Below are 19,536 nucleotides of genomic sequence, written 5' to 3'. Positions count from 1 at the left end.
CTTGGTAAGACATTGCACTTATGACCCTAAAAGCAGACTTGCGCCGCCTGATGCTGGCGCGCCGGCGGCAGCTCCCGGCGCCGGAACTGGCAGCGCGCAGTGCAGCAGTAGCGGCGCTGTTGTTTGAGTCGTTTGAAGTAGCCGCGTGGCACACGGTGCACGTATTTTTGCCCATTCAGCGGCAGCATGAGCTGGACACCTGGCTAATTATCCGGCGCTTATGGGCAGACTTGACGGTTGCCCGCGTGGTGGTCCCGGTAATAGCTGCGGATGGCCAACTTACGCACCAGTTGCTGACTGCGGAGACGAAGCTGGTGGAAAACGCGTGGGGCATACCCGAGCCACTGGTAGCGCCGCAGGTGCTGCCGGCCGAAATCGATGTGGTGCTGCTGCCGCTGCTGGCCTTTGATGAGCAGGGCCACCGCGTGGGCTACGGCAAAGGATTTTATGACCGGTTTCTGTCCGAATGCCCGCAAGCCAAGCGCATCGGACTGAGCCTGGAGCCACCGGTGCCCTTTATTTCTGATGCTTGGAGCGGCGACGTGCCCTTGCACGCCTGCGTGACGCCGGAACAGGTGTGGCGCTTTGGAATATAGAGCGGCCGCAATAAGCGCTACGTGGCCGGCGTTGGAAGGTCAGCAACAACACCTAACCAACTCCACCGCCATGGCCGACATTCAGCCCTCCGCCGCCCCGGCGCGCAGCTCCAAGCCCCGCGCCAAAAAGCAAGCCTTTCGCCTCGACATGACACCGATGGTGGACCTAGCTTTTCTGCTGTTGACGTTCTTCATGCTCACCACCACGTTTGCCAAGCCCAACGTGATGCAACTGACCATGCCCGCCATACCAGAGTCCGGTGATGAGCTAACGGCTACTCGGCATTCCGATGCCTTAACGCTGATTCTGGACGAAAAAAGCCGCGTGCATTATTTCTACGGCCTCAACGATGAGTCGACCGCGCCGGAACTGCACACCACCGGCTTTGGGCCCGAAGGACTACGGCGCGTGTTGCTGGAGCAACGGCAGCGCAACCGCAACACCACCGTGCTAATCAAAAACACGCCCAAAGCTGCATACCGCGACATCGTAGATGCGCTGGATGAGATGAGCATCACTGATCAACAGAAATATGCCCTCGTCGACTTAAGCAAACAGGACCAAGACTTGCTCCAACGCAAAGGCTATTAGCGAAGGATGCCAAACAAAAGCCCGGCCGCGCGAGCATACTCGCGCGGCCAGGCTTTATTATTAATGGCTTGAACAAGTGATTATCCAGGCGTTGCAACTCGGTCCGAACTCGCTAAGCCCAAGCTCCACATGACCAAGCAACTTAGCTGCTTCGGTTGATATCTGTCCGAGCGAAACGGTAGAGCTGCTGCAGCAAGCGGACGATAGATCAAGCAGAACGTGCTGTATCAAACCCCAAATGCGGTTTAGGTACGAGCTAGGTATGCTAAGGCATGTCGGGCTCGGCGGGCGCTACTTCTACCTGCGTGATGCGGGCCTGGCTCCAGGGCGCGATGCTCACATGCACCAGCAAGCCACCGCGGCGGGCTTGTTGCTCCAGGCCGCGGCCGGTGCCTTCGGGAATGAAGTATTTCTCTAACCCGTAACGCACGCGCATGCCGCGGCGCCAGCTGCTGCGCACCCAGCCGCGTAGCACGGCGTGGTCGGTGGGGACGGACTTGGGTTCTTTGGGGTAGATGGCCACGGGCTCGTAGCCTTGGGGCGTGGGGCGAAGCTGCACGTACACGGGTTGGTTGCTGCGCAGACGCACCCGCGGGCCACGCCACAAGGTCATCGGCAACTCGCTGACGCGGTAGTTCAGCACTACGTAGTCACCGTAGAGCAGGTCGCGCGGGTCGACGGGGGCGGTGCGCAGCGTAATGGTGCGCCCGAAGATGCTGGTGGCAAAGCCCGCCGCAGCCACGGCCAGGATGAAAACCGCCTGCGCGGCTACGGTCACGATCAGCCACTTGCGGCGCTGAGCGGGGGAGGAAGGCGTGAACATGGCGGCTTAGCGTTGGGTGGGCGGAGGCAGCGTTTGGGCGGCGCGGCGGCGCAGGTACCAGCTCAGCCCGAGCAGCAGCAAGCCGCCCAGCAGGAAGAACAGCGACTTATCCATGAAGCCCCAGGTCAGCTTGAAGTAAGCTACCATGGTGGTCAGGATAAACAGCGCTGTGCCGAGGTAGATGCGGTCGGCGGCTTGGTCGCGGTGGCCGCGCCAGAGCACCGAGCCGGAGTAGGCGTACAGCACCACCAGCGCCGCTATAGCCAATGGCAAACCCGCCGAGAAGTAGAAGCCCGGCAGCAGCAGCAGCCAATCCAGTGCGCTGATGGTGTGCCCGCGGCTGCGCTTACCGGCCACCGAAAGGACCAGCACCAGCAGCAGGGCCGGAATATAGGCCAGTAAGTGAGGGCGGAGGCGGTCAGTATAAGAGCCGGCTTCCCCGAACATGGCCAGGCCCAGCATGAACAGGAAGGCGGCCACCAGCGGCGGCGCCTGCAGGGCCCGCGCGCCAGGGCGGTTTAGCTGCCAGTCGCCGGCGGCGTAGATGAGCATAGCGCCCACAAAAAACCACGTGATTTTGATGTGCAGGTAGCCGATAAGCATGCCCGTTTGCCAGAGCAGACCGGTGGCCAGCACGGCCCCGCACAGGCTGTCGGGACGGCGCCACCAGTAGTAGCCCAGCCCGCCCCACAGTAGCAGGGCCGTGGCGTAGCTGTAACTGTTCAACTCTAGGGAGCTATAGCCCTGCGCAATGGTGCCCACGGCCACGGCTAACAAGAACAGAAAGCGGCTGTCGTAGAGGTAGGTGAGGGCTACGGCTGCTACTACCCAGGCCAGCAGCCCGGTTACATCGTAGCCGATGAGCTGGTACATCTGGGTGATAAGCACAATACCCGCCCCGAAAATCATCAATCCGAGCGACGCCAACCCGATGCCAAGCTGCCGAATGCCGCGCTGCAGAAAGTATTCGCCGCCGGCGTAAGCGCCCACCATGGAGCCGAGTAGCAGCGCCAGGCGCGTCCATTCGGGCAAGTCCTGCCAATTGGCGGCCACCAGGCTAAGCACACTCAGGCCCACGAGCAAGGAGCCCAGCAGCGGCAGCAGGCCCACGGCCCGCTGCTCATCGGGGTAGAGAGCCAGCAGACGCTGGTGCTGCTCGGGGCTGATGATGCCCTGATCCACCCACGTGCGGCCCTCGGTTTCGATCAATTTCCGACTCATATCACCGCCAACATACGCAGAAAGGCTGCAGCCGACCGAAGCAGGCCTATTTGCGGCGCAAGTACAGGAGCGTGGATTGGTAAGGCTTGCGTGGCGTGTACTTGTCGTTCAATACGAAATAGCCCTGGCGGTAAGCCGCAATGCCTTCCCAATTATAGCCCCAGTACTCTTCGGGAAATGGCCAAAGTGGCTGCCAGGTAAACCGGCCGTCCTTCAGCTCTAGCTCAATCAGCCGGGTGTAGCTGCGGTAAGTGGCGCCGTTACGAATCAGCTGATCAGCCGCTTGGTCCTGCGGCGGAACGCGGTATAGCGTATCGGCCCCGCCGCCGCTAAAAAAGTAATTGATAGCCGTGAAACGGTTGCGGCCAGTGGCTGTGATGTCGGTAATGCGGAAAGGCAACCGGCTGATGGTGGTCGTACTGACGGGTGTGTTGCTGGTCAACCGCCGCAGCGGAATGCGACTGACGAGATTGGCGGTGGGAAAGTAGTTGTATTCGAAAAAGGAGTACAGGCTCTTGCGGTGTTTCGCCACGGCCTCGAAGGCAGCATTGTAGAGGGGCGTGCCATCGGCCGCTTTGGGCTTGGTGATGGGCAGCAAGAAGTTTTCCTGCAGGACCACGCCCGCATCGGTTAGTTTGCCCTTGAGCAGGTAGCTCAGCGGGGAGTTGGTTTCCGTTTCGACGGAGAGGTACACGTCGTTGCCATCGATGATCAAGGCTTCCAAGCCTTCGTAGCTCTGCCCAGCGACCTGCATCTGGCGGCGGGCAGCCTCCAGGTGCTGCAAAGGATACTTGCGGAAGGGCAGCACGTAGCTGGTGTCGGCCATTTTGCGGTCGAGGTCGGCGAGGCGAATGGCGTATAGCTTGGCCTCAGCCTTGTCCTGCAAGCGGCTTTCCGAGAGCAGAAACAGCTGGCCTTTGTGGATGTACAGCCCCGAAAACTGGTTGTCGAAGTAAGTAATTTCCGGCGGAAACGACAGGCGCTGCACAGTGAATTCGGGGCTTTGGGCGCGGGCCTCCAGCGTCAGCGCCAAGCACGGGAGAACCAGTAGTTTTTTCATAGGTAACAAGGCAAAAGGGATAATGCTTCATGTGGTTGATAGCTCAATGAGGGCATCATTTCGGTAAAGGCGAGGATACAGAACTGCAGCGTAGAGTGGCTGAGCTACCCGAAAGAAACTGAATGGAAAGCTAACGGCTAGCAAAGTTTATCGCGTTTTATCCACTTGCCGTAAATCCTGCCGAGCTAGGCGGTAGTCGCGCTTGAGCTGATGTTCCTTGAAAAAGGCAGCCAGCTGCTTCAACCGCTGTCGATTATCGTAACGCAAATTCCAATGCAGCTTCTGTTGGCATTGGGAGCATAACCGGTTGGGCGTTGCGTCAGTTTCGGCGAGGCTGTTGGTGCCGTTCATTACACATCGGGCATAGGTGCAGTGGCGCAGCGCTAGCATATGCCCAATTTCGTGGGACGATAAGTTGACAAGCCTAGTCAGGGTTAGAGAGTAGTTGGCCGGGGTAAGCTGCTCATTCTGCAGCCTGTAGAGCGAGGTAATGCCTACCCGGTCCTTGTACGAAGCCAGGCCGAACACATAGTTCCAGTCAGCTTTGGGGTACAAGTCGTAAGGGCAGAAACCCATCATGGCCAATCCTGCCGGCGGAAGCTGGCCCTCGAGCTGCGTGTGGAGGAGGTAAGGGGCTAAGACTTGCGCATGGCGGCCCCGACGACGTTTGGCTGCGGGCGGAATCTGCGGAAGGCTAGCTTCCTGCACCTCCACTCGGCACTGATAGAACAGGGAAAGGTATTGGCGCGTCGTGGCCAGGACTTGCAGCTGTAGGGGCGAAAACTGGCCGATGGGTTTCAGATAGATGGTGTGTACCACGCTGTCAGGCCGTACGGGAGCGGCGGCTTGGTACTGCTCTAGGCTTTGCCCTGGCTCCGGGTGTTCGTACAGCCATTCGCCTAGCTTGGGCTTCGGGAGACGAACATCGTTAGTTGCTACGGCCGCGAAATAGCGTCCATCCTGCTCCGCTACCTGGTCGTGGTGAAGCAGTGATTTGGCAAGAAGCACAGCCGTTACAAAGAAGCTTATCATTCACGAGTATTCATCGGGTCCGCGCATTTAGTGGCTTAGGCCCTATTAGCTTAATTTAAATGAAGCGGAATTATTACCGCTTCCAAGCCCGCGTCATCTCGCGCTTGCCGGGCGGGCCAGGCAGGGCTTCTACTTCCCAGCCAGCGGCCTTCAGACTGCGCTTGAAAGAACCTTTAGCGCAGTAGCTCACCAAGCGGCCGCCACGGGCAGTGGCATCGTAAAGCTGCTGAAACACGGCTTCGGTCCACATATCCGGCTGCTTTTCGGGCGCGAAAGCGTCGAAATAAATCAGCTCGTAATGGTTGGGCGGCAGGTGGGCCTGCTGCAGCGCTACGTGCAGCTTGCGCAGCTCGAAGTGCGCGGTCAGGTCTACGGGCGTGTTCCAGGGCGCGGTGTGCAGCTGCTGGTGCAAGTCGAGCAGTTCAGGGTTGAGCACATAGCGCTCCACGCCGAGCTGCTGCACGATGTCGGGCGGCAGGGGAAAGGTTTCTACGGCGTCGTAGTGCAGGCGCACGCGGGCGGCGAGGCTGCGCTGCAGCGTGAGTAGCGCGTTTAGGCCCGTGCCGAGGCCCACTTCCAGGATGTGCAGCGGGCGGTCGGCGGTGAGCAGCAGCGGCTCCAGCCCGGCCCGGATGAATACGTGCACCGATTCCTGCAGCGCGCCGTGGGTGGAGTGGTAGTGCTCATCCAGCGCCGGCACGTACAAGGTGCTCGAACCGTCACCCGTCTGCCGGACTTCTACTTTTGTAACGTCGTTTTCCGATTCCGCTTTCATTACTCAGCCTTCGAATTCCCTAGCCTATGGCCCGCGTAAAAGTAGCCTTGCCCGCGTCGTTTTCAGTTACCGTGGAGCTGCCCGTGCGCATCACCGACCTCAATTACGGCGCCCATCTCGGCAACGATGCCCTCGTGAGCTTGCTGCACGAAGCGCGGGTGCAGTTTCTGCAACGCATGCAGCTGGCCGAGTTCGACCCTGCCACCAAACAGGGCATGATCATGGCCGATCTGGCGGTGGAGTACAAGAGTGAAGGCTTTTACGGCGACGTGTTGCGCGTGCAAATGGCTGCCACCGACCTGCACAAGTACGGCTTCGACCTCGCCTACCACCTGCACACCACCACCGGCCGCGAAATTGCGCGGGCTAAAACGGGCATGCTGTGCTTCGACTACAACACGCGCAAACTCGCCGCGCTGCCCGAGGAGGCCGCTGCCCGCTTATTGGCTGACTAGTGCAGCGCGGCAATTATTCGCCGAACCCGCCGGGCCTGTTGCAGTAGTCGCAACGAAAGACGGTCAGGTCGCTACGACCGTTACCAGTCGGCCAGCCCATTCTGTAACGACGCCACTTGCCCGAAGCCGTGCTGCAACAGCAGGCGTACGGCCTGCTGGCTGCGGCGGCCACTGGCGCAGTGCACCACAATAGGCAGTTCCCGAGGCAGCGAGGGCAACGCATCGGCGAGCCGGCCCAGCGGAACCAGCCGGCCCCCGATGTGCCGAATGGCGTGTTCGTGCGGTTCGCGCACATCCAGAAGAAGCAAAGGCTCCTGGGCTTGCAGCTTCTGTTTTAGCTCGGCGGCACTGATTTCTGGTACCGAAGCCTCAGCCGACAGCTTCTCGCCGCAAAACTCTTCGTAATCGATCAACCCGGAGACGTTGCGGTTGGCGGGCACCAAGCGGAAACGCAACGTGTGGAAGTGCAGCCTCAGCGCATCCAAGGAGAGCAGCCGGCCGCTGAGCACCTCGCCGGTGCCGGTAAGGATCTTTAGCACCTCGTTGGCCTGCAGCGTGCCCACGATGCCCGGTAGCACGCCCAGTACCCCGATTTCAGCGCAGTTGGGCACCTCGCCGGGGCGCGGCGGCTCGGGAAACAGGCAGCGGTAGGTGGGGCCTTCCTGATAATTGAACACCGATACCTGCCCGTCGAACTTGAAGATGGCCCCGTACACCAGCGGCTTGCCCAGTAGCACGCAAGCATCGTTGAGCAGGTAACGGGTGGCAAAGTTGTCGGTGCAATCGACCACCACATCATAATCCGGCAGCACCGTCAGCGCATTGGCGGCCGATAGCCGCACCGGCAGCACCCGTAGCTCGATGTGCGGGTTGTGGGCCTGCAGCTTCTCGGCTGCGGCTGCGGCTTTGGGGCGGCCCACGTCGGCGGTAGCGTAGAGTACCTGGCGCTGCAGGTTGGTTTCGTCCACCACGTCGGCGTCGACCAGGCCCAGTGTGCCCACGCCGGCGGCGGCCAGGTACAGCAGCACCGGGCAGCCCAGCCCGCCGCAGCCCACTACTAGCACACGGGCGGCTTTAAGCTGATGCTGACCAGCCAGCCCAATTTCGGGCAGGCGCAGGTGACGGTCGTAGCGGCGGAGTTCGGCAGGGGAGAGCATGGGAAGCAGGAAAGGTAAGCGCCCGCCTCATAACTACATACAGCGCTGTGAATTGGTGGCGGCTAGGTGATAAACCACGGCTTTGCCAAATCGGTTGCCTGTTCGCCGTGTGACTGGAACCTAAGCGGCTGTTTGGTTGTACCTTTGTACTATGATTACGCTGCCCATCGTCACCAAACGCGACATCCGCAAACTCACGCTCGACGAGCTGAAAGCTTTCTTTGTGGAGCACGGCGAAAAGCCTTTCCGCGCCAAACAGGTGATGGAGTGGCTGTGGCGCAACGTGGCCCACTCGTTTGCGGAGATGAACAACATCTCGCTGAGCACCCGCGAGTTGCTGGATGCGCACTTCACCATCAATTCGGTGCAGATCCATACCCAGCAGCAAAGCACGGACGGCACCATCAAGTATGCCTTCCGCCTGCACGACGGCAATCTTGTGGAGGGTGTGCTCATCCCGAAAGATGACCGCATGACGGCTTGCATATCGTCGCAGGTGGGCTGCTCGCTCACGTGTAAGTTCTGCGCTACCGGCTACATGGAGCGCAAGCGCAACATCGACGCGGCCGAAATCTTCGACCAGGTGGCCATCATTGCCCAGCAGGCTGAGGAGCACTTCGGCAAGCCGCTCACCAACATCGTGTATATGGGCATGGGCGAGCCGCTTCTGAACTACGCCAATGTGCTGAAAAGCGTGGAGCGCATCACCGACAACAAGGAAGGCCTGGGCATGGCTGCTCGCCGCCTTACGGTGAGCACCGCCGGCATCTCCAAGATGATCAAGAAGCTGGCCGACGACGGTTTCAAAGCCAATCTCGCCCTCTCGCTGCACGCCCCCACCGACGAGAAGCGTAACACCATCATGCCCATCAACGAGTCGAACTCGCTGCCGGTGCTGAAGGAAGCGTTGCAGCACTATCACCAGGTAACGGGCCGCATGGTTACCTACGAGTACATCGTGTTCGATAACTTCAACGACTCCATCGAAGACGCCAAGGCGCTGCTGGAAATCACGAAGTGGATTCCCTGCAAGGTGAACCTCATCGAATACAACCCCATTGCGCCGGCCGCCTTCCTCAACGCGCAAGAAGACCGCCTCGTGCCCTTCATGAAGTACCTCGCCGACCGCGGCGTGCAAGTAAACGTGCGCCGTTCGCGCGGCAAGGACATTGACGCGGCCTGCGGGCAGCTGGCTACCAAGGAAGGCCAGCCGGCGTAAGCTGTCAGCACCCATTGAAAAGCCCCGCGGCCAATTGTTGGTCGCGGGGCTTTTTGTTGCCTGAGGTTTCCGGATTTCACTGCCGCACAAGCGCCATCATGGCCTGTGGACAATGCTCTTTCATATAGGCCAGGGTCTGCACACTGATGGTTTCGATGGCTTCCGGGCTACTGGCCTGAGCGCCATATACTGCCATGATCTGTTGGTCATGGGTACCGACGACGCGCATAAAATCGGTACGAAAAAGCTCCATGCGCTCGGCCGGCGTACGTTGGGCAAAGTCAGGGTTTGCCTGGTGCCGGGTCAGGCTTTCGCACAAGTCCTTGCCGATGGCTTGGTGAAGCTTATCGGCTGGGCTGCCCTCGGCTATGCTGTGGCTGAACACGTCGTACAACTGCCAGCCGGCCGGGCAGGTTTGCACCAGTCGCAACGCCACCGCGGTGGGCAATCCGTTAAGGAAGCGCCGGCCAGCGTCGGCGGATTTGGCTTGGCGGCTCAGCCGTTCAGCAGCTGTGTGGTGCTTGGTAATAGCAGCAGCCACAGCCTCATCCATTTGCTTCTGAGCCTGGGCGGCGGTCAGGGAGCGAGGCGGGGTGCCCAGGCGGTGGCAAGCATCGGCCGCAATGCGTCGCACTAGCCGCGTTTGGCCCGCTATGGAATCCGGTGGGCTGAAGGAAGTGGCCCGGCTCGGAACAAACGAGCAGAGCAGGCAGCTCACGAGGGCCAGAGCGAATATCAGAGCTTGCATCAGCGGAGGGCTATAACGAACGGCTAAGTAGCGGACAATATAGCCCGGGCATAATCATACTGTCATGGTTTGTCCGTTCCCCGCCGTGCGGTGGTGCCGAAGCGTAACGCCAGATCAAGGTACACCGGATAGAGGTAACCGAAGGCGCCGTCGCCCTCAAACGGCGCTACGTAAAACGAGCCGATGCCGAAGGTGGTGCGGGGCCAGTTCAGGCGTACGCCGTACAGGCCGGCCATGCCGCCCGAGCCGGAGGTAAGCAGGTAGTTTTCAGACATGAGTGACAGCCGCTTGCTGACGCGGGTAGCGCCGCTCAGCACCGCTACCGGCGACTTGCCGAAGCCCTGCGAGTTGTCACGGCCTCCTGAAAAGCCATAGCCCAGGCCAAAGGTCAGGTTGTTGTCGGCGCTACCGTACGTGGTTAGGCCGTATGCAATGCCCGCACCGTAGCCACTGCGGTAGCTGTCGAAGCTGGGAATGCGAGCGTAGAGCACGCCGGCGCCCACGCTGAAGTCTTTGCTGACGGGGGCGCTGAATTTAGGCGTGAAAGCTATCAGCTGGTTGCCGAGCCCGATGCCAGGAATAGCCGATGCTAGCATGCCAAACGAAAAGTTGTCGGAGAGGCCGTAGTTGACACCTAGCAGGAAGATGGAGATGACCTGGGCGTAGCCTTCGCCCGCCCGTAGGTTGCGGGCCGTGGGCGCAAAGAAGACGCGGGTGCCATTGCCTACATAGCCCCACGAGGGGTGCCGCAGGGCGTCGGTAGCTTCCACGGCTGGCACCAGTTCCATGGACTTAATCTGGCTGCGGGCAACAATAACGGCGCCTGGCTCACTGCTGGAAAATTCCAGCTCCTGCGGCCGAACGGCCTGCAGCCGGCCGGCGAAGGTGGTGCCGGAGCGCAGAGTAACCCGGTAGGTTTGACCCAAAGAGTCTACCAGCGCTGGGCTGATACTCGCGGTGGGCCGTTGGCGCTGCACCTGGGCTTCTATCCGCTTGCGGGTTTCGAAGTACTCCAGCGACGAGAAGGGGCGCAGCAGCGTTCGGCCATCGGTAAGCGTGGTGCGCAGAAATAGCGCACTGTCGGGAGCCAAAGTTTGCTCGAAGGTGGCCTCGACAAATTCCTTGGCCGAGTAATAAGGGAAAAGCTGATAGGCCGCCTTTTCGTCGCGGTCGATAACTGGACCTACCGCCGAGCTGATTACCAAGCGCCGCGTGCCCGGCGTCTGAGCCTGCAGCTGACTGCTGACCAGCAATAGCAGCAGTAAAAATAAAACCCGACTTACTGGTAAAAGAGGCCGCATACTGCGAGGAGTAAAGTGTACTGCCAAACGTATCCATTCGGCAGTATACTCCAATGCGCAGCTCCTATAATAAAGTCATGGTTTCAGACTTTAGAAAATGGACACTCAGCGGCGAAAATGATGCGTTTATGAGTGTCATAGCCATTAACAGGCGCAAAGCAAGGGCTGAAGTAATACAAGAAGCTGACTTTTAATTACGCCACTTCCCTTCGGCGTGTGGGCGCCCGGTATTCAGTTCTTCCTTGGACTCTCCCGGCGGTATTTCGCGCAGCTCTACGCGCACGGCATGTACTTTGGGCTGCACGTGCTGGCCAAAGCAGTCGGCGTACTGCTGGGTAAACTCAGCGCCGAAGAAAATGATCAGCGAAGAATAGTAAATCCACACCAGCAGCACAATGAGAGAACCGGCGGCTCCAAAGGCAGAGCCAGGGTCGGCGGTGGAGATGTAGAAGGTAATGAGGTACTTGCCGATGACAAACAACAGCGCCGTAATGAGGGCGCCCGTCCACACGTCGCGCCAGCGAATGATGGCGTCGGGCAGAAAGCGGTAGATCAGCGCGAACAGGGCTGTGGTAACGCCCAGGGACAGCAGAAAATCAACCAGGCGAATAAAGAAGACGGCTATGCCTGGCAATAGCTCGCGCAGGTAGTCGGTGAAGACGGTAAGCAGGGCGCTGACCACAAAGGAAATCAGCATGAGCAGGGCGACGCTCAGAATGAGTCCGAAAGAAAGGACGCGGGCCTTCAAAAAGCCCACAAAACCATTGACTGGTTTGGCCTTCAGATTCCAGATGCTGTTGATGCTTTCCTGCAGCGTGACAAAAAACGTGGTGGCGGCGAAAATCAGCGTGCCGATGCCCACTAAAGCTGCTACGCCGCCTTTTTGCTGCTGGTGAAAGCTGCTTATCGATTCCTGGATAGTCTTGGCCGCGTCGGGACTGACCAGGCCACTGAGCTGTTCCATGAGGCGGCCCTCTACGGCTTCTTCCCCAAACAACGAGCCCGCGGCGGCAATGACGATAAGCAGCAGCGGCGGAATGGAAAAAATGGCGTTGTAAGCCAACGCTCCGGCGAGGCGCAGCGAGTTGTTTTCCATAAACTCACCGGCGGTAGACTTGAACAAGCCCAGCAGGGAGGAAAGTCGAAACGATGAAGTAGCCATACTAAAAGGGGATTTGGCTTAGCCAGCCCATGACCGATGCGGGTATCAGGCCTGTGCCGTAGTACGGTCCTAATCTGGTTTCGTTTGGGAGCTAGCCCCGGCGTAGCTGCCAGGTTAGCGTCTGAATGGGTGCTTCTTTGAGTGCATTGCTCAGCTCGGTGTCGTCGTGGAACTGCAACTGGCGGAGCACCGAGGCTTCTACCGACACAGCGAAGGCCTCAGCTGCGAAGGGCCACGGCTCTATGCTCAGCGACTCGTCGGTGGAGCGTTGGCGCACGTCGTAGCGGCGGCCATCGGGGCCGAGACTGATTTCCAGGGCGCGGTCCATCTCGGGCAACTCGCGGCGGCAGAGAATAAGGGACAGCCGGTCGCACCACTGCAGCAGGGCGTAGGCCTGTTGGGCTTCGTCTTGCTTGATTTTTAGCTCCCGGCGCCAGCGCTGTTGGCACTGGCGCTGCTCGTCCAGAAAAGCATCGGTCTCCTTTTTCTGACCGCGCAGCTCCTCGTATAAAAAGCTCATGTGCATGCTGGTGAGCAGGCTGCGCCAGCGGCCCTGGAACTTGGCTTGCCGCATGACTTCGGTGGCCTGCTCCAGCGCGAAGTCCTTCATGGTGAAGTCGGCAGGCGCACCGGTGGGCGTGAGGGCGTAGCGGCCATCCCAGCGGCGCTGGCCGTCGTCGTGCTGGGCCACGGCGGTAAGCAGGCCCACCCATCGGTCCAGCGGCATGAAGCTGGGCCACTGAAACATGAGCTGCGTGGCCAGCAGGGCGTGGGCCTGCTGGTAGATGATCTGCCACCCGTCGGTGGTGTAGTTGACAATCATAGCGAAGCGGAAGCTTAGGGCTTGCGCTTCTGGTACGTGCATTGGGCCAGAACGATGTAAAAGCAGTAGCGCGAACTTGGTAGCCCGCGTCCGTAGATAAAATCCTCTAATCGTTGAATTGACGATTAAGATTAGTATCCGGGGACGCGGACTACCAAGTTCGCGCTACATTCGTGTGGGACCCTACTTTGCCTCCGCTACCAGTGGGGCAAGGTACTGCGGCTCGTCTTGCAGGTGCTGGAGCATGTCGGCCGTCATGGCGGCGAGGTCGAAAGCAGGCGTCCAGCCCCAGTCTTCGCGGGCGCGCGAGTCGTCGATGCTCTTAGGCCAGGAATCGGCAATCTGCTGGCGCGAATCGGGCTGGTACGTCACCTGGAAACCGGGCAGGTGCTGCTGAATGCTGGCCGTGATTTCGCGCGGCGAGAAGCTCATGGCGCCGAGGTTGTACGAAGTGCGGATTTTAATCTGCTCGGCCGGAGCGTGCATCAGGTCCAGGGTGGCCTTCAGCGCATCGGGCATGTACATCATCGGCAGGTAAGTGTCCTCCTGCAGGAAGCACTGGTAAGGCAGGCCGTGCACGGCGTGGTGGTAGATGTCGACGGCGTAATCAGTGGTGCCGCCGCCGGGCAGCGACTTATAGCCGATGAGGCCGGGGTAGCGCAGGCTGCGCACGTCCAGGCCGTGCTTGCGGAAGTACCAGTCGAGCCACAGCTCACCAGCTTGCTTGCTGATGCCGTAAATGGTACCGGGGTCCATCACGGTGTACTGCGGGGTGTTGTCGCGGGGCGTATTCGGGCCGAACACGGCAATGCTGCTGGGCCAGTACACGCGGCCGGTGCCGTGTTCTACGGCAGCGTCGAGCACGTTGAACAGGCCGTCCATATTCAGCTCCCAGCCAAACTTGGGGTTCTTCTCGGCCGTGGCCGAGAGCAGGGCCGCCAAGTGGTAGATCTGCTTAGGCTTGTGGCGCTGCATCACGTCGGCCAGGCCCGCGCGGTCGAGTACGTCGAGCTGCACGAAGGGGCCGGCCTCGGCCAGCTCTGGGTGCTTGGGCAGGCGTACATCGGCCGCAATGACGTTGGAAGCGCCGTACATCTGGCGCAATTCGTGGGTGAGCTCGAAGCCCAGTTGTCCGCCGGCGCCAATTACCAGAATCGTGTCGGCTGTGCCATTTGTGCTCATGCGAAAAGGGGAATGCGTGGGGAAAAGCAGATCAGGGGAAAATTCCGCAAGTTGGGTGGCAAAGATACCAACTTCGCGTGCCTCGGCCGGCGTGTGCGGGGCAGGAGTTTGCGGCCGCAGTTGCAACTGCCCGTTCGGAATCGGTATCTTAAAACCATGCACTACCAACGGCTTTTTTATACGGCAGCGCTGCTGATGTGGTCCGCTTGGACGGCCTCGGCCCAAACGCCAGCCCCCTACCGGAACCTCGTAATGGAAGGCGGAGGCATCCGCGGCATTGCCTACGGCGGCGCGCTGCAGGAGCTAGAGCAGCAAGGCGTGCTGCGCGGCATTGAGCGGGTAGGCGGCACCTCGGCCGGCGCCATTCAGGCGGCGCTGCTGGCAGTGGGTTATTCGGCAGCCGAAATCGTAGAAGTCGTAAACCGCACGCCGGTGCAGCGGCTCAACGACGGCCGCTTCGTCTTCGTGGGCGGCAGCACGCGCCTGCTAAAGCAGTACGGATGGTACCGCGGCGACGAGTTTGCCCGTTACCTCAGCGAGCTGGTGGGCCGCAAAACCGGCAACCCCAACCTGACGCTGGGGGAGCTGCACCAGCTGGCCCAGCAGCAGCCCGGCCGCTACCGTGACTTGTATACCACCGGCACCAACCTAACCACCCAGCGCCTGCAGGTGTTCAGCTATGAAACGCACCCCAGCATGCGGATAGCCGATGCCGTGCGCATCTCGATGAGCATTCCGATGTACTTCCGGGCCGTGCTGCTCGATGCCAATGGCCACGTGGTGCACGGCAAGCCTGCCAAAGACCAGCCCGTGCAGGTGCTCGTGGACGGCGGTTTGCTTGCCAATTATCCCATCGACCTCTTCGACCATCCCCGCTACCTGACTACTGGCCCTGCCGCAGTGCCCGATGCTCACGGTCGGGTGTTCAACGCAGAAACCTTAGGCCTACGCCTCGACCGCGCCGAGCAGATTCAGCTGGATACCGCCGGCGCTGGCCGCCAGCAGCTTGCCGCCTACGACATTCACAACTTTCCGTCTTATGTCGGCGCGCTTTACAACGTGGCCATCGAGAACCTGAATCCAGCCCAGCCGCAGGATTGGCAGCGCACCATCAGCATCAGCACCATGGGTTTTCACCCAAAGATCAAGCGCATACCCGATGCGCAAAAGCAGCAACTCATGGATAGCGGCCGGCGCGGCGTGCAGGCGTTTATGCAGCGGGCGCAGGTGCAGCGCTAAAGAATGAAACACAGCAGCTGGCTCCGCTCCCTAGGTGAATTCCAGGCATGGAGCGGCGCGGGTGGGGGTAGTTGGTTGTCTTTGTTTCTCTGGCCCGTCATGTCTCGGCTACGCTCGACATGACGGGTTATTTGCGTTGTCAAAGAAACGGTCGACTACATCATACTGCACGAGGCGAAACGGCGAATCACCTGCTCCTTAACCATCGAAAAGGCAACTAGAGAGCAAGCATCAGTCCAAGCTTATCCACCCGTTAACCTCACTTATTATTTAGAACATTTCTAATCTGATGTTATAAGTTTATAATAAAATGAAGTAGGTGTTTTACTAATCAAGGTTGAGGCTCTTTATTTGGGTGTTCTTTGGAATGATTCCAAATAATACGCCGCATGAACACACACCAACTACTTAGTCTTACCGCCCTTGTTTCGGCATGTGCGCTACCCGCGTGGGCGCAGCAAGCCGGTACCATTCAGGGTACCATCACCACACAAGACGGCTCGCCGGCCGAGGCCGTTACCGTCAGCCTGAAAGGTAAAGCCCTCGGCACCGTCACCAACGGCCGCGGCCAGTACACGCTGGAACGCATACGCGCCGGGGAATACACCGTGGTGGTGAGTGGCGTGGGGCTGAAAACCACCGAACAAACCATCACGGTGAGCAACGGCCAGCCCACTACCCTCGACTTTGTGCTGGCTGAAAATGCCCAGCAGTTGAAAGAGGTAGTGGTAAGCGGAGCCCGCATCAACCGCTTCGTCCGCCCCAGTTCCGACAACGTGGCCAAGATGCCGCTCAAAAACCTCGAAAACCCGCAGGTGTACGCCACTGTGGGCAAAGAACTGCTGGCCGAGCAGCTGGTGTTTTCCGTCGACGACGCGATGCGCAACGCCCCGGGCGTGCAGAAGATGTGGGAGGCCACCGGCCGCGCCGGCGACGGCGGCGCCTACTACAACACCCGTGGCTTCATCGTGCAGAGCCAGCTGCGCAACGGCCTGGCCGGCAACGTGACCAGCAGCATCGATGCGGCCAATCTGGAGAAGCTGGAAGTCATCAAAGGCCCATCGGCAACCTTGTTCGGCTCGGCCCTCACCTCGTACGGAGGCCTGATCAACCGCGTGACCAAGAAACCTTACGAGCGGTTTGGCGGCGAAGCGGCCGTAGCGGCGGGCAGCTACGGTTTTCACCGCGTGAGTGCCGATGTGAACACGCCGCTGGGGCAGGCGCTGGCTTTCCGCCTGAACACGGCCTATCAGTACCAGGATAACTTCCAGAGCCAAGGCTTTGCGCGCAGCATAGCGGTGGCCCCAAGCCTGCTGTTTCGACCCAATGACCGGCTCTCGGTGCTCATAGATGCCGAAGTGATGCGCGGCCGCAACGTGGGCAGGCAGATCTTCTTTTCCTACTTCCCGGCCGCTTCGCTGGGCGCCACCCGCGCCGATCAGCTGCCCCTCGACTACCGCCAGTCGTACACCGGCAGCGGCCTGGAGCAGGCCTCGCGCAGCACCAACCTGTTTGGGCAAGTAAATTACCGCATCGCGCCGGGCTTCACCTCCTCCACCAACCTGACGAGCAGCCACAGCTTCTCCGACGGCTTCGGGCCGTACTTCTACCTCTCGCCGGGCGCCAACGGCGGTTTGCTCGTCAACCGCGCCGACCAATCTACGCGCAACAGCCGCAACCAGGTGTACGAGGTGCAGCAGCTGTTCAACGCTGACTTCAACGTGGGCCGCCTGCGCAACCGCGCCGTGGTAGGTCTGGACTTTTTGCGCGTCGATTCCGACCAGAACTTCTTTGGCAGCGTGTTCGACGCCGTGCCGCTGAACGGTTCCGAAGCTGATTACTCCGGCTTCAACGGCACTTCCCTAGCGGCCCTGTACGCCAGCCGCCAGCCCGACTTCACCTACCCCGTCACCACCAAGAAAAATACCTATAGCGCCTTCGCTTCCGACGTGCTGAACCTCACCGAGCGGCTGAGCGTGCTGGCCGCCGTGCGCCTGGACCGCTTCGAAAACCAGGGCGGGCTGGTGGGCAGCGCTGTAGAGCCCTTCCGCCAAACAGCCCTTTCGCCCAAGTTCGGGGTGGTGTACCAGCCGGTGAAGGATAAGGTGTCGGTGTTTGCCAACTACCAGAACAGCTTCAACAACCGCGGCAGCTACCAGGCCTACGACGTGACCGATGCCGACAGCGTGGTGACGCGCAACCCCAAGCTGGAAGCGGCCAATCAGCTGGAAGGCGGCGTGAAAGTGGATGCTTTCGACGGCAAGCTAACGGCCACCGTGAGCTACTACCACATAGAGGTGCAGAACCTGCTGCGCGCTGACCCCGACCCCGCGGCAGCCCGCAAGTTTACGCAGGTGCAGGACGGGGCCCAGCGCAGCCGCGGCGTGGAGGTCGACATTATTACCAATCCCTTCCCGGGCTTCAACGCCGTGGCCGGCTTCAGCTACAACGACTCCAAGCTGCTGCGCGCCGATGCCGACGTAAACGGCCGCCGGCCGGCTACGGCCTCTTCGCCGGTGCTGGCCAACCTGTGGCTGAGCTACCGTCTGCCCGACCACGTGGTGAAGGGCCTGGGCTTCGGCTTCGGCGGCAACTACGCTTCCGACAACAAAATCATGAACAGCGTGAGCCTGGGCGAATTCACTTTGCCGGCCTACACCGTGCTCAACGCCTCGGCCTTCTACGACATGAGCCACTTCCGCTTCTCGGCCAAAGTGGACAACCTCACCAACCAGCGGTACTGGATTGGCTACACTACCATGAACGCGCAGCCGCTGCGCAGCTTCGTGGGCAGCCTGGCCTACAAGTTCTAGGCTGCCAGAACAGTTTTTTGTCGGGGCAGCCCGGGCTACCGGGCAGCGGAGGGTGAGTGAAACGCTGGGCTTCGGCGGTCGGTTGTACAACGGCCGAAGCCAACATCAGCCTGGGCTGTCCTCGACAACTAGCCAGAAAGTAACTGTTGAATTCAAGGCTTGCCACCCATGACGCGCTTCAAGAAACTCATTGGCAAACTGCACCTCTGGCTCGGGTTGGCATCCGGGCTGGTGGTGTTTATTGTAAGCCTGACCGGGGCCATCTTCGTATTTCAGGACGAAATCCGCGACGCCACCCAGCCGTGGCGCAAGGTGGAAATTAGCCACTCGGAACCGTTGCCGCCCTCGCAGCTGCAGGCCGAAGCCTGCCGCAACCACCCGACCGTCACGAGCAGTTGGGTTTTCTACATGGGCCCCGACCGCTCGGCCATCGTGTACGGGACCGATAAGCAGGAAGTCGAATTTGCCACCTTCGTCAATCCCTACACCGGGCAGGAACTGCGCCACCTGAATCTGCACCGCGACTTTTTTACCATCGTGCAGGAGCTGCACATGCACCTGCTGCTGCCCGAAGCGGTAGGCAAATGGGTGGTGGGTATATCGGTGTTGATTTTTGTGCTGATGCTGGGCACGGGCATCGTGCTGTGGTGGCCCAAGCGCAAGCAAGACCGGCACCGCAGCTTCACCATCAAGTGGGGCGCGAAGTGGCGCCGCGTCAACTACGACCTGCACAACGTCTTGGGCTTTTATGCTGCCAGCATCGCGCTTATCCTGGCCCTCACGGGCTTGGTGATGACCTTTCAGTGGGTGCAGAAATCGGTGTACCTGACCGCCAACCTAGGCCGCGACTACCCGGCCGAGTACGCGCCGCCCACCGTGGATACGCTACAAGCCGCTGCCGCGCCGGCCCAGCCGCTCATCGACGTGTTTTACCAGCAGGTGCGCCGCGGCTCGCCGCAGGCCGAAATGGTGTACGTGGCGGCGCCGGGCCCCAAAAGTCAGCCAGTGTACGCCATAGCCTACCCCGAGTCGCTGCACTACGACCGCCGCGACGAGTACTACTTCCACCCCGCGTCGGGCCAGCTGCTGAAAAGCATTCCGCACGTCACCAAGAGCGTCGGTCAGAAACTCACCGACCTCAACTACGACCTGCACGTGGGGCAGGCGCTAGGCCTGCCGGGCAAGATTCTGGCTTTCCTGGCCAGCCTGATATCCGCCAGCCTGCCCGTAACCGGGACGCTGGTGTGGTGGGGCCGCCGCAACAAGACCAAGAAAAAGCCGCGCGTGGCAGTGGCGTAGTAGGTCAATAGTGTTGTCAGGTGCTTTTGCCTAGCGGGG

18 protein-coding genes are annotated in these 19,536 nt (G+C 60.5%); 7 read left to right on the top strand and 11 right to left on the bottom strand.

Annotated features, from left to right (window positions below; translation table 11 throughout):
• Positions 1-20: 20 nt before the first annotated feature.
• Positions 21-596: a 5-formyltetrahydrofolate cyclo-ligase gene (locus tag AC5FXY_RS09105; RefSeq protein WP_493556351.1), complete on the top strand. Its 576-nt coding sequence runs from the start codon at positions 21-23 to the stop codon at positions 594-596.
• A gap of 70 nt (positions 597-666) precedes the next feature.
• A complete protein-coding gene (locus AC5FXY_RS09100) occupies positions 667-1,188 on the top strand; it encodes an ExbD/TolR family protein (RefSeq protein WP_493556350.1) in 522 nt (173 codons plus the stop codon).
• 265 nt (positions 1,189-1,453) lie between these two features.
• Here AC5FXY_RS09100 and AC5FXY_RS09095 read toward each other — a convergent pair whose 3' ends face one another.
• From AC5FXY_RS09095 to mnmC2, 5 genes are all read right to left on the bottom strand, one after another.
• The gene (locus AC5FXY_RS09095; RefSeq protein WP_493556349.1) at positions 1,454-2,011 is read right to left on the bottom strand and encodes a GDYXXLXY domain-containing protein; all 558 of its coding nucleotides are present in this window, start codon (positions 2,009-2,011) and stop codon (positions 1,454-1,456) included.
• A 6-nt stretch (positions 2,012-2,017) separates the two neighbouring features.
• On the bottom strand, positions 2,018-3,232 hold the full coding sequence (locus AC5FXY_RS09090) for a DUF2157 domain-containing protein (protein ID WP_493556348.1): 1,215 nt from the start codon (positions 3,230-3,232) through the stop codon (positions 2,018-2,020).
• 46 nt (positions 3,233-3,278) lie between these two features.
• Entirely contained in the window at positions 3,279-4,292 is a 1,014-nt protein-coding gene (locus AC5FXY_RS09085; protein ID WP_493556347.1) for a hypothetical protein, read from the bottom strand.
• A gap of 147 nt (positions 4,293-4,439) precedes the next feature.
• The gene (locus AC5FXY_RS09080) at positions 4,440-5,300 is read right to left on the bottom strand and encodes an archaemetzincin (RefSeq protein WP_493556346.1); all 861 of its coding nucleotides are present in this window, start codon (positions 5,298-5,300) and stop codon (positions 4,440-4,442) included.
• 97 nt (positions 5,301-5,397) lie between these two features.
• A complete protein-coding gene (gene mnmC2, locus AC5FXY_RS09075; protein ID WP_493556345.1) occupies positions 5,398-6,099 on the bottom strand; it encodes a tRNA (5-methylaminomethyl-2-thiouridine)(34)-methyltransferase MnmC2 in 702 nt (233 codons plus the stop codon).
• Positions 6,100-6,125: 26 nt separating this feature from the next.
• Between mnmC2 and AC5FXY_RS09070 the strand changes: the two genes are divergently transcribed.
• The gene (locus AC5FXY_RS09070) at positions 6,126-6,554 is read left to right on the top strand and encodes a thioesterase family protein (protein WP_493556344.1); all 429 of its coding nucleotides are present in this window, start codon (positions 6,126-6,128) and stop codon (positions 6,552-6,554) included.
• Positions 6,555-6,634: 80 nt separating this feature from the next.
• On the opposite strand, the gene moeB is transcribed toward AC5FXY_RS09070, so the two are convergent.
• Positions 6,635-7,711, bottom strand: a complete 1,077-nt coding sequence (gene moeB / locus AC5FXY_RS09065; protein ID WP_493556343.1) for a molybdopterin-synthase adenylyltransferase MoeB — start codon at positions 7,709-7,711, stop codon at positions 6,635-6,637.
• 151 nt (positions 7,712-7,862) lie between these two features.
• On the opposite strand from moeB, the gene rlmN reads away from it, so the two are divergent.
• Positions 7,863-8,930, top strand: coding sequence for a dual-specificity RNA methyltransferase RlmN (rlmN, locus tag AC5FXY_RS09060; protein ID WP_493556342.1), 1,068 nt, complete (start codon positions 7,863-7,865; stop codon positions 8,928-8,930).
• A 76-nt stretch (positions 8,931-9,006) separates the two neighbouring features.
• On the opposite strand, the gene AC5FXY_RS09055 is transcribed toward rlmN, so the two are convergent.
• The 5 genes from AC5FXY_RS09055 to AC5FXY_RS09035 form a co-directional block, all read right to left on the bottom strand.
• The gene (locus AC5FXY_RS09055; protein WP_493556341.1) at positions 9,007-9,678 is read right to left on the bottom strand and encodes a hypothetical protein; all 672 of its coding nucleotides are present in this window, start codon (positions 9,676-9,678) and stop codon (positions 9,007-9,009) included.
• 62 nt (positions 9,679-9,740) lie between these two features.
• Positions 9,741-10,979 carry a hypothetical protein gene (locus tag AC5FXY_RS09050; protein ID WP_493556340.1) on the bottom strand — a complete coding sequence of 413 codons (1,239 nt, stop codon included), beginning with the start codon at positions 10,977-10,979 and terminating at the stop codon, positions 9,741-9,743.
• Between the two features lie 190 nt (positions 10,980-11,169).
• Positions 11,170-12,141, bottom strand: a complete 972-nt coding sequence (locus tag AC5FXY_RS09045; RefSeq protein WP_493556339.1) for a YihY/virulence factor BrkB family protein — start codon at positions 12,139-12,141, stop codon at positions 11,170-11,172.
• A 91-nt stretch (positions 12,142-12,232) separates the two neighbouring features.
• Complete coding sequence (locus AC5FXY_RS09040) at positions 12,233-12,964, bottom strand: DUF3891 family protein (RefSeq protein ID WP_493556338.1); 732 nt, start codon at positions 12,962-12,964, stop codon at positions 12,233-12,235.
• Between the two features lie 183 nt (positions 12,965-13,147).
• Positions 13,148-14,146 (bottom strand): NAD-dependent epimerase/dehydratase family protein, encoded by a 999-nt coding sequence (locus tag AC5FXY_RS09035; protein ID WP_493556337.1) that lies wholly within the window; start codon positions 14,144-14,146, stop codon positions 13,148-13,150.
• A gap of 156 nt (positions 14,147-14,302) precedes the next feature.
• Here AC5FXY_RS09035 and AC5FXY_RS09030 point away from each other — a divergent pair, with 156 nt between their 5' ends.
• From AC5FXY_RS09030 to AC5FXY_RS09020, 3 genes are all read left to right on the top strand, one after another.
• Positions 14,303-15,385: a patatin-like phospholipase family protein gene (locus AC5FXY_RS09030; protein ID WP_493556336.1), complete on the top strand. Its 1,083-nt coding sequence runs from the start codon at positions 14,303-14,305 to the stop codon at positions 15,383-15,385.
• A gap of 389 nt (positions 15,386-15,774) precedes the next feature.
• Positions 15,775-18,198: a TonB-dependent receptor domain-containing protein gene (locus tag AC5FXY_RS09025; RefSeq protein ID WP_493556335.1), complete on the top strand. Its 2,424-nt coding sequence runs from the start codon at positions 15,775-15,777 to the stop codon at positions 18,196-18,198.
• 168 nt (positions 18,199-18,366) lie between these two features.
• Complete coding sequence (locus tag AC5FXY_RS09020; RefSeq protein WP_493556334.1) at positions 18,367-19,497, top strand: PepSY-associated TM helix domain-containing protein; 1,131 nt, start codon at positions 18,367-18,369, stop codon at positions 19,495-19,497.
• The last annotated feature ends 39 nt before the right edge of the window (positions 19,498-19,536 follow it).

Source organism: Hymenobacter sp. FMD4 (genome assembly GCF_058932745.1).
Note: the sequence above shows the minus strand (reverse complement) of the source record. Positions and strands in the feature narration are given on the sequence as shown.

Coding starts and splice junctions, on each gene's coding strand:
- AC5FXY_RS09090 (WP_493556348.1), bottom strand. CDS start 3,232: ATGAGTCGGAAATTGATCGAAACCGAGGGCCGCACGTGGGTGGATCAG.
- AC5FXY_RS09040 (WP_493556338.1), bottom strand. CDS start 12,964: ATGATTGTCAACTACACCACCGACGGGTGGCAGATCATCTACCAGCAG.
- moeB (WP_493556343.1), bottom strand. CDS start 7,711: ATGCTCTCCCCTGCCGAACTCCGCCGCTACGACCGTCACCTGCGCCTG.
- AC5FXY_RS09035 (WP_493556337.1), bottom strand. CDS start 14,146: ATGAGCACAAATGGCACAGCCGACACGATTCTGGTAATTGGCGCCGGC.
- AC5FXY_RS09030 (WP_493556336.1), top strand. CDS start 14,303: ATGCACTACCAACGGCTTTTTTATACGGCAGCGCTGCTGATGTGGTCC.
- AC5FXY_RS09070 (WP_493556344.1), top strand. CDS start 6,126: ATGGCCCGCGTAAAAGTAGCCTTGCCCGCGTCGTTTTCAGTTACCGTG.
- mnmC2 (WP_493556345.1), bottom strand. CDS start 6,099: ATGAAAGCGGAATCGGAAAACGACGTTACAAAAGTAGAAGTCCGGCAG.
- AC5FXY_RS09095 (WP_493556349.1), bottom strand. CDS start 2,011: ATGTTCACGCCTTCCTCCCCCGCTCAGCGCCGCAAGTGGCTGATCGTG.
- AC5FXY_RS09020 (WP_493556334.1), top strand. CDS start 18,367: ATGACGCGCTTCAAGAAACTCATTGGCAAACTGCACCTCTGGCTCGGG.
- AC5FXY_RS09105 (WP_493556351.1), top strand. CDS start 21: ATGACCCTAAAAGCAGACTTGCGCCGCCTGATGCTGGCGCGCCGGCGG.
- AC5FXY_RS09050 (WP_493556340.1), bottom strand. CDS start 10,979: ATGCGGCCTCTTTTACCAGTAAGTCGGGTTTTATTTTTACTGCTGCTA.
- rlmN (WP_493556342.1), top strand. CDS start 7,863: ATGATTACGCTGCCCATCGTCACCAAACGCGACATCCGCAAACTCACG.
- AC5FXY_RS09045 (WP_493556339.1), bottom strand. CDS start 12,141: ATGGCTACTTCATCGTTTCGACTTTCCTCCCTGCTGGGCTTGTTCAAG.
- AC5FXY_RS09100 (WP_493556350.1), top strand. CDS start 667: ATGGCCGACATTCAGCCCTCCGCCGCCCCGGCGCGCAGCTCCAAGCCC.
- AC5FXY_RS09025 (WP_493556335.1), top strand. CDS start 15,775: ATGAACACACACCAACTACTTAGTCTTACCGCCCTTGTTTCGGCATGT.
- AC5FXY_RS09085 (WP_493556347.1), bottom strand. CDS start 4,292: ATGAAAAAACTACTGGTTCTCCCGTGCTTGGCGCTGACGCTGGAGGCC.
- AC5FXY_RS09055 (WP_493556341.1), bottom strand. CDS start 9,678: ATGCAAGCTCTGATATTCGCTCTGGCCCTCGTGAGCTGCCTGCTCTGC.